This window comes from Pseudomonas sp. NCHU5216, assembly GCF_052156495.1.
Classification (GTDB): Bacteria; Pseudomonadota; Gammaproteobacteria; order Pseudomonadales; family Pseudomonadaceae; genus Aquipseudomonas.
Genome location: NZ_JBQLIX010000081.1, coordinates 1 through 1,864, shown reverse-complemented (window position 1 = coordinate 1,864; position 1,864 = coordinate 1). Strand labels below are relative to the sequence as shown.

Sequence of the window (1,864 nt, the reverse complement as noted above, 5' to 3'; positions counted from 1 at the left end):
TGATCAGATGGACTCTTTCAAAATCGGTAGCGACCGAAGTCGGCCAGAAATAACGGCCTATTTCAGACCTTCCCTAATGATCGAATACTTCTCCAGTTTTTCCAGTTAGCGATGAACCAGTCATGGTGTAAGCTTCCGTCCGTTGCGAAAAGATCTTTTCCCTGTGCGATTGGGAAGGTAAAGATATGCTCTTCATTTGAAATGGATTGTATGGTGACTTTGATTGTCGCCTGCGATCCATAGGTTTATCAAAATACGCATTCAGATCCTCAATATAGGTCAGCTGCGCAATGCTAAAAGGCGTGCCTGCCATTTCGTGCACAAAGACTTCGGATAATCTTTTGTCAGTAAGATAGGACGAAACTCCCCGTAACTCGATATTATCACCTACTGTGAGCCATTGAGTCGCTCCAGGTGCAATGGTTATTGGGCTGTTTTCGTTTCGATCAGGGCCTAGCGTACATCTGCCTTTGCCACCACTCTTCGCAATGGCCATGGTTCGGGCATTCTCTACAGATAAGGATGCAGCAATTAGAATGACTGGTGTTTCACTATAGTTGCGCACCTGTAAGCTAAGAGACACATCGTCGTGGTTGCTGGAAAACCCTGGGTTTCTGAAGGGCGGACTGAGACGACCCTGTATTGCCACAAGTGGTTCTTCGTTGGGGATGAAATCCTTTAATAAGCTCCAAGCTCCGCCAAAGTCACTAAGAAGGCCGACGCTTGTAATGACGACGGCAAGTGATACTGAAAAGCCTCCGAGAAGCTTATTTTTCCAAATTTTTTTCAAGCAGTACTCTCTTGTGTTTTTTGCTATATCCATGAAATTAAAGCGTTCACGGAACGTGCCTTTAGTCATCTCGCTGCCATAACAAGCGTCGTCTTGTCCACTCTGCGCGAAGGGTATGTCGGCGTAGGCTGGATGATGTTTTTTCATCCGCCGTCAGCAGTTGTCCGGGATGCTTACTACTTAAGCCTGTTTTTATTTAGCCAAAAATAATTGTGGTCAAGCTCCATTTGAAATATTTTGGCTTGTGGGCAAGCAAAGCGTGTTGCTTGAATAAGTTGTTCCTTATTGTTTGGCGTGATTTTTGCGCCGAGAAATATACTGCGTATGGAGTCTTTTTCAAAGCTGTATAGTCCAGGGCCACCATTTTCTTCAATAGTGCTTGCTATTTCGTCTAGGCGATCTGGATTGTGTTTGAAAGCTTTGTAGTAAAAGTTAAGTTCGTCGCTTTTAATGGTTCTTTTGATTGAGCGCCATTCTCTTTCGTAGCTCCAGTGTTTGGATTTTGTTAGTAGGACTCGAGAGAGTAATTTTTCTGGATCAGAGTTAAATTCTGCAGTGGGGCGTTCATCGCTGTAACTGACAGGGTTTGCTGAGCTGAAAGGTTTGTAGTCAGTATCGAATCCGATACATATGCCCGCGTGATTGTTGGCGTAGTGTGACCACATTAAGATGTTTGCAGGGTCTTCAGATAGGCAGAGTATACCTACCTTTTCTTTCCATTCTTCAGATAGTGCAGTAGGCGGTCTTAACCTAAATATTCGTAATACCTCATCCCTTTCTTTTGACGAGAGCGTGCCAAGAAGTGGTGATGAGGATATGTTTACCTTTGCAGATAGTTCAAATGGGTCGTTGAAATTTTTTGGTGCTGAGAAGTATATCCTACCGTTTAATAGATCTATTGCTCTGCTCATCTGATTGCTTGATGATACTGAGCAATATTTATAAAGTGTTTGTTTCAATATGTAGTCCTGCTCAATAAAAAACCCCGCACTAGGCGGTAATGCTGTTCATTTAAGCGGAGCAGCTTTCCGATCTACTGGGTAGCGGGTCTTTGAAATCTTCACCGTCCTGGGT

At 43.8% G+C, this 1,864-nt stretch carries 2 protein-coding genes; both read right to left on the bottom strand.

Annotated elements, in window-relative coordinates; all coding sequences use genetic code 11:
* Positions 1-73 precede the first annotated feature (73 nt).
* Entirely contained in the window at positions 74-937 is an 864-nt protein-coding gene (locus ACSVIK_RS25950) for a hypothetical protein (RefSeq protein ID WP_442447011.1), read from the bottom strand.
* A 29-nt stretch (positions 938-966) separates the two neighbouring features.
* Positions 967-1,701, bottom strand: a complete 735-nt coding sequence (locus tag ACSVIK_RS25945) for a DUF2971 domain-containing protein (RefSeq protein WP_442447010.1) — start codon at positions 1,699-1,701, stop codon at positions 967-969.
* Positions 1,702-1,864 lie beyond the last annotated feature (163 nt).

Coding starts and splice junctions, on each gene's coding strand:
- ACSVIK_RS25950 (WP_442447011.1), bottom strand. CDS start 937: ATGAAAAAACATCATCCAGCCTACGCCGACATACCCTTCGCGCAGAGT.
- ACSVIK_RS25945 (WP_442447010.1), bottom strand. CDS start 1,701: ATGAGCAGAGCAATAGATCTATTAAACGGTAGGATATACTTCTCAGCA.